Below are 7051 nucleotides of genomic sequence, written 5' to 3'. Positions count from 1 at the left end.
TGCAGTAATACCTGCAAATAGCGACGCGCCGACAAACGTGGAACAGGAGCAGAGTGAAGTTACTACGGCAATTGTAGAAGCGCCTGCCGATGGTGAGTTAATTAATAAATCTCCGCAAGTTGATGAACCGCCATTAATCGCGGCAACGGAGACGAGGGCGCAAGCGCCTGTGGTTAAATCGGCAACTGCAGAAAGTTCCAGCGGCACTTGGCGCTGGCTACTGCCTCTTGCCGCGCTCGGTTTAGCGCTGCTGTTTTGGGTACGCCGTCGGCGGGAAGCGAAAGATGCAGCGTTTAATGTTGATTTGGGCGATGTGAATGCAGCTGTTGCGGCCAGAGCGAATACAAAGGAAGCATTTAATGACGTATTTACGTCGCTCGATTCTCAGGCGAGTGTGGTTTTAAAGCCCAGTCCTAATCCATTTGCTGAAGCGCCGAGTCGTGAAGAAACGAACGAGTCTGACGTTTTTGATGTGGCACCGCCGGAATCAAAGCCGGTAGACGACATTGCTCAAGTCAATGCGACCATCGACGAGGATCTTATTGCGGCATTGAATCACGCGTCTGATGATACTGCTGAAGAACATACCGACCAGTTGTTTCTTGATTCTAGTGATATTGAAGACGGTACTCGTATTGAAGAAATTGAATTAGATGATGAGCTATTTGCAAACTTAGAAGATGACGAAACCGAAGCCCCAGTGTTGAAAGATTCAGAATTAGTCGATTTTGATCTGTCCGCGATCGATGACGATTGGCTTGGTGATTCTAAAGATGACGCTCTGCATGGTGCGGACGGATTGGATAGCGACGGCGATGCGCATCATCGTGCAGCAGCGGCGATTGAACTTGGGGATCTCGCAGGTGCTAAAATCATACTTGAAAGTGCCATCCTTGAAGACGACGATATCGATCTGAAAGTTCAATTACTCGATGTGCTCGCGCGCAGTGGCGATAGTGACGGTTTTGAGGCCGTGGCCTTACAACTCGAGTTTGCAGAGGTGGATGACGAGGTTATGCGCGAAGTAGATATTTTGCGGGCCTTGCTTGACGGAGGCGGTCAAGGGAATGGTAAGCGCCACGCTGAGTAAAGTGAATGGCGTGGTACCACAAGACAGTTATGCTTTAATAAAGGATGCTGGGGACTATATTGTTATTAATAAAAGTCCTGGCGCTAACCTCCATCGCAATCATACCAAGCAGAGTTTAGTTGATATCCTCAATGCTGACTTTGCTGGTGAGTCGCTACACTTGGTACACCGTTTAGATGACGCAACCTCGGGCCTTTTAATCCTAGCGAAAACCCCTACTGCGGCCGCTGAATTAGGGGCCTTGTTTGCGAATCGTGAAATCGAGAAATACTATTTCGCAATTGCCGATGGCAAACCGCTTAAAAAGCAGGGGACGGTCGTTGGCGATATAAAAAAAAGTCGCAGTGGCAGTTATCTGCTTAGCCGTACCCGTATTAACCCGTCTCTGACACAGTTTTTTAGTTATAGCCTTGGCAGCGGGCGAAGAGCCTACCTATTGAAACCCTACACAGGTAAAACCCATCAGTTGCGGGTGGTGATGAAAAGCCTTGGGGTGCCTATTTTGGGGGATCGTCGCTACGGGCCTTCTGTTCAAGACTTTGACCGGATGTATCTCCATGCCGCTGCGCTGCGCTTTAAGTTTCGCGGTGAGGAGTGCCAGTATGTGTCCCTGCCAGAGTCAGGGGAATTATTTGGCGATGGAGGCTTGGCAGCGGCTTTGTTAGACTGCCAAACTCCGTGGGCCCTGCAATGGCCTAGTTTAAATCGCTGACAACTCTGTGGCAGTATGACCGAGCGTACAGCGTTGATGGATATTGTGTATGACCGACCCTACATCTGAATTAATGATTAAACTTAATCGCGAAACTTCCAAAATCGATTGGCAGGCGCTACAGCGCTTTTACGCCCAAGGGGCGGTATTGGTCGTGGCTGCAGATCAGGATTTAGTCGCAACCGCTGCAGCCTTCGCCGAAGATAATACTCAGCATATCGCGTCCTTACTCGAAAAAGGCCTGCTCCAGAAGGCAGATGAAGCACAGGCCAAAACCTGGCTGACGGAAAAGTGTGAAGTGTGGGCTGTGGTTGTTGCACCGTGGGTGCTTGTGCAACGTGAACGAAAATTAGCAAGTTAATGAATCCTGGCGCGAGTTACCAAACGGAATTGGCACAAAAATTACAGTGTTTCTTTAGTGATCAGCAGCAAGGGCTAGATATCCCTCCAGCTCAGCTCTATCGCATTGAAGGCTTTATCGAGGCCGGCTTGCTAGCAGGGTTTATCACTGAATTGGGGCTGAAACAAACCCTCGTCGATAGTGCTAAGCAGTATCTTAATGTCGAAGTCGCTGATTTTTATCAGCAGGATTATCGACTTATTTTGCATATGCGTATGCACGAAGCGCCGGTTTACCCCAGCAGTAATCCACCGTGCCCCCAATCGTAGGCAGTGATTCAATTTCTAGCGTAGCCGATATCTACGCACAGCTGCAGCAGCAAGGCCGCAGCAGTGGTCATCGTTACCTGATCTTTGTGTCGGGGACAGAATCTTGGTGTGAAACACAATTATTGAGTTTGCCTGGTGCCCTAGATAAGTGCCTGCTCGTGGCTAATCAGGTCTTGTGTGGGGTGGCACCGAGTCACTCAGAGAATACACTTGGTAGTGAATTTTCGTCTCTGATTGTAAATGCCCACAACCACCAAAAACTCAATGAGTGGTTGGCGGCCGCGGGTTGTTTAACCTCCGGCGGGATATTGTTGTTACTGTGCCCACCGTTTTCGCAATGGCCAATGCATTTTGCTGCCCAGTCTGGGCAGAGAAGCAATCTCCCGTCATCATTTATACGTCGACTACTCAGTATTGCAACTAGGTGTAATGGTGTTCTGTGCTTGGAACAGAGCACGGGGCTCAGTGGTGATATTCCCAACATGGCAGCCCCCTGGCAACAAAAACTGCCAACGGCGGATCAACAAGCAGCATTAGCGGCGATTAAGCGTGTTGTCACCGGCCGAGCAAAACGTCCCTTGGTCATTCGCTCGGATCGCGGTCGCGGTAAAACGAGTGTCTTGGGACTAGCGCTGGCCGATTTGTTTCTATCGCAAAATAATAGCGGCGGAATTTGCCGCCGAGTATTAATTACTGCGCCGAGTTTATCCGCGGTTGAGGGCGCGTTTGCACATTTGTCGGCAGCGTTGCCAGCAGCGCGATGGGAAGACGGGAATCTGGTATTTGAATCCTGCAATTTAAGGTATTTACCCATAGATGCTGCGCTACAAAGTCGCCAGCTTTGGGATTTGGTATTAGTAGATGAGGCCGCGGCATTGCCGGTGGCGGCGCTACGCTTGCTGTTATTGCGCTATCCGCGCATTGTTTTTTCCAGCACTGTACATGGCTACGAGGGTAGTGGTCGTGGCTTTGATATTCGCTTTCGAGAAATACTCGACGAGGAAAGGCCTCAGTGGCGGCGTCAGACCCTAAAGGAGCCGATTCGGTGGTCAGTAGGTGACCCCCTGGAGCAGACCTTAAATCAATTGTTTTTACTGGACGCAGAACCAAGGTCTCCCGAGTATGAGCCTGAGGGTGTCGATGTCCGGCTGGTCAGTGGCGACGAGTTACGAAATGACGATTTATTACGCCAAATTTTCGGCTTGCTCGTACAGGCTCATTATCAAACGACCCCACAAGACCTACAATATTTGCTCGACGGCGACGCGGTAATAATCATTGCATGTGTTGGTGCATGCGTATTGGGTGTATGCCAATTACTGCCGGAAGGTGGCTTCCCTGAACGTTTGGCGGTAGAGGTTGTGAATGGGCGTCGACGTCCTCCTGGGCATTTGGCGGCGCAGCGTCTAGCTAATAGCACGGCTAAAACTGCTTATCTGACGTCGCAAAGCCTGCGAATTAATCGAATCGCAGTGATGGCTGGCTCGCGACGTAAGGGGCTAGGCCGCGCAATGCTAAACGCTGCTGAAGGGTACGCGCGCGGTCGTAATCTTGCCTATTTGTCATCCAGTTTTGCGGCAGATGCGCAGCTAATCGAATTTTGGCTTGCGCAAGATTTCTCTCCTGCTTATCTTGGTAGCCGCCGCGACAGTGCCAGCGGCTTGTACTCGCTCATCGTGGTGAAGGCGCTTAGCCCCACGCTAGACGTTTTGCAATTGGCTCAACGGCTTCACAATGATTTACTCTTGAGCTTAACAAGTGTGTACCCAACGATCAGCGCAGAGTTGCTGATTAGTTTGCTCGCAGCGAGTGGGCGGCCATCTCGAAATGTGCCTTATTCAGCTATTAGCACTGTACAGCGGTATTGCACTGGGGCACTAACTTTTGAGCAAGCTGCAGCGAGTATGGCGCGATTATGCATCACTGTGGATATGCGCACTCTAGTTGGTGCTGAGTTAGTGTTTGCAAGGGTGCTGTTAGGTCATGACTGGCTTGTGCTTGCTGAGCGATTTGAACTTGCCGGTCGGGCAGAGGTAGAAAGTTGCCTAAAACAATTTTTCCAATATTTGATTTCTACATTAGTGTGAGGTTTTACGATGTCGACGCTCTTTACTAAAATTATTCAGCGCGAAATACCGGGGCATTTTGTTTGGGAAGACGAACAGGCGGTAGCTATTATGACAATTGCGCCGATAAAAACGGGGCATGTGCTCGTTATTCCGCGCCAGGAGGTGGATCATTGGGACGATTTGCCAGAGGCCCTCGCTGCGCACTTAATGAGTGTTGCACAAACGATTGCAAAGGCGCTTAAGCGGGCATTTGTCTGCGAGCGAGTGAGCATGATGATTGTGGGACTTGAAGTACCCCATACCCATTTGCATTTGGTGCCGATAAATAGCATGGCAGACGCGAATTTCGGCAATGCAAAAATGGCTGAGCAAGCAGACTTAGCGGCGGCGGCGGATAAAATTAGATCCGCCTTGGCTGCCGTGTAACCTTATAAGCTTACTTTTTCATCGAGTTGAGGTTTAACGTTGGGGTGCATAATTCTAACAGTTTGCACCTCACTTGGCGGATTGAGAATCTCGCCCCGCAGCCAGCCACCACCATCAGGGTCTTTTAAGATGGTGCCAACGCCACCGGGGCTCTTGATAGTAAAGCGTTGAGCTTGGGGGCTTAGGTCTTCGGGTTCAGGTAAGCTCAGGCAGTCAAGCGCCGCTTTACTGCTTATTACATCAAAGTTGAAGCTGTATTCCGTTTCTGTTGGGCCACCAACGCGGGGTGATAAAGCCTGATCTAAATCGATAATATTTGCTACCGCAGCGCTATGCTGGCAAGCGTTTTCGGCGTTTAAATACCCAAGCACTTGTTCTCGAAGTAAAGTGTATAAGCGTTCGGGATTTTGCAATATCGCCGTGTATAAGCGGGCTCTGTTTTCATAGACCATCATACGGTCACTTAAATCAATATCACTTAATTCTGCTTGGTATGCTGCACATACTGCGCGCAGTAAATTACGGAGCAGAGGAGCCGTGGTGATATTGTCTTGCAGCGCTAAATAGCGAATAGACAGGGGTAGAAGGTGGCCGTGGGCAAATATTATGTGCGCGGTTATCAGGAAGTAGCCCTCAATGCCCTCGTCGCGATCAAAGGTGTGGCAGGCAACGACATATTCACCCTTGGCCTTGCCGTAGCCCGCGACCGGGATTGTTTCGATTTGATATTCTTCGCGCTTTTCGTAAAACTCAGTACCGGGTAGCAGGGTATAAGCGAAGATATTTAAATTTGGAAAAGTACGCAATAACTGGTCTAGATTTCGCTCGAATTCTGGCAGATTGTCGCCCGGTAAGCCCCAAATTAATTCTGCTGCGATAGGTACGCCTTCGCTGGCCATTTGCTTGGCAATGGGCTCGTATTTATTCGCGCCCATATTTTTGCGATTACTTAACTCCAGGGCTAAGGGTGTTAGCGTTTGCAGGGCGAGTTGGTAGTGGGGGAGTAGGCCGTTGCGGTGCAGTAGAAGTACGATTTCTTGCACTCTTGGGCTATGCTTTTTGGACCAAGAGGTGGCAAAACTATTGGGTAATCCGGTCTCTGCCTTTAATTCACAAATTAGTTGGGCTTTTTCGAGGTCTTCTTTTAACGCGCCAAAATTTGAGTCCGCCAGCCAAATATCTTTGATGCCTGCATCGACAATTCGCCGCCAATCACTGCGCACGCGATCCATAGAAAACTGATACATTTTGGTGCCAATAGCACCGGTGCCCCACTCGCAAAAGGCGCATTTAAATGGACAGCCGCGACTGGTTTCGTATGAGATCGAGTCGTATATACAATTTCCTTTGGTATCAACCAAATCAATCACATCAAGTGCAGATGGCAGTTCATCGAGATAAGTGCGGCGCTGACGCTCACCTGTTTTGTGCAGTACACCGTTCTGTAGGTAGGCTAGACCCTTAACGTTTGTCCAATCCTCCGTTTGCGGGGTATCGAGTATTTCCTGAAAAGTAGTTTCGCCTTCGCCGAGAATGATGAGGTCAATGGGGTCTTCAAAAAGATAATCTTCGGCCTGTTGTACATGGGGGCCGCCGGCAATACAGAGCACGTCGGGGCAGGCCGTTTTTATTTGGTGAATTAAGCTTAAAAACTCAGCGGCATTCCATGTGTACATACTAAAGCCGACAACGGGCCTTTGCCCCGCGCTAAGGGCCGCTTCTAATTGGGGTAGAACGGTTTTCAGCCACTCCTGCTGCCATGTGGCAACCGCCTCGCTGTCACGAAAGTGGATTAGTTCGAGTTGATATTGCGCTTTTTGTTTACCGTAGGCTTGATAATAAGCCTTGAGTCCGCCGGTAGTCGTTGGGGCAGCCCAGAATTGGTCGGAATCCATGCTGAATAGGTAAACAGGGCAGGGTGATGCGTTCATTATTATTTCATTCCGGCAAAGGCCAAGGTCTTGCCTAGGCGCAGCATAATTCATTGATATTGACGTTTAACTTTACACAAGAGTAGCAGCCTTTTGAATGGCTACCTATTACTGAATTGTCATATATCCCGCGGCGGGCTAAGCCGTTCGGGGG

At 49.7% G+C, this 7051-nt stretch carries 7 protein-coding genes; 6 read left to right on the top strand and 1 reads right to left on the bottom strand.

Going from position 1 to position 7051, the window contains the following annotated elements; all coding sequences use genetic code 11:
- From ABYT30_RS03010 to ABYT30_RS02985, 6 genes are all read left to right on the top strand, one after another.
- Window positions 1-1090, top strand: a 1090-nt coding sequence (locus tag ABYT30_RS03010; protein WP_373095195.1) for a hypothetical protein, incomplete at its 5' end; no start/stop codon positions are given.
- Complete coding sequence (locus ABYT30_RS03005; protein ID WP_373077931.1) at window positions 1068-1802, top strand: pseudouridine synthase; 735 nt, start codon at window positions 1068-1070, stop codon at window positions 1800-1802. The genes ABYT30_RS03010 and ABYT30_RS03005, both read left to right, overlap by 23 nt.
- Before the next feature lie 49 nt (window positions 1803-1851).
- Entirely contained in the window at window positions 1852-2163 is a 312-nt protein-coding gene (locus ABYT30_RS03000; protein WP_373077932.1) for a DUF2288 family protein, read from the top strand.
- Window positions 2163-2471 carry a hypothetical protein gene (locus ABYT30_RS02995; RefSeq protein ID WP_373077934.1) on the top strand — a complete coding sequence of 103 codons (309 nt, stop codon included), beginning with the start codon at window positions 2163-2165 and terminating at the stop codon, window positions 2469-2471. The genes ABYT30_RS03000 and ABYT30_RS02995 overlap by 1 nt, the downstream gene beginning before the upstream one ends.
- The gene (locus ABYT30_RS02990) at window positions 2456-4558 is read left to right on the top strand and encodes a GNAT family N-acetyltransferase (protein WP_373077936.1); all 2103 of its coding nucleotides are present in this window, start codon (window positions 2456-2458) and stop codon (window positions 4556-4558) included. The genes ABYT30_RS02995 and ABYT30_RS02990 overlap by 16 nt, the downstream gene beginning before the upstream one ends.
- Before the next feature lie 9 nt (window positions 4559-4567).
- On the top strand, window positions 4568-4966 hold the full coding sequence (locus ABYT30_RS02985) for an HIT family protein (RefSeq protein WP_373077939.1): 399 nt from the start codon (window positions 4568-4570) through the stop codon (window positions 4964-4966).
- 2 nt (window positions 4967-4968) lie between these two features.
- On the opposite strand, the gene ABYT30_RS02980 is transcribed toward ABYT30_RS02985, so the two are convergent.
- Window positions 4969-6897: a radical SAM protein gene (locus ABYT30_RS02980; protein WP_373077941.1), complete on the bottom strand. Its 1929-nt coding sequence runs from the start codon at window positions 6895-6897 to the stop codon at window positions 4969-4971.
- Window positions 6898-7051: the final 154 nt, after the last annotated feature.

The organism is Zhongshania sp. (genome assembly GCF_041623545.1).
Taxonomy (GTDB): Bacteria; Pseudomonadota; Gammaproteobacteria; order Pseudomonadales; family Spongiibacteraceae; genus Spongiibacter.
Note: the sequence above shows the minus strand (reverse complement) of the source record. Positions and strands in the feature narration are given on the sequence as shown.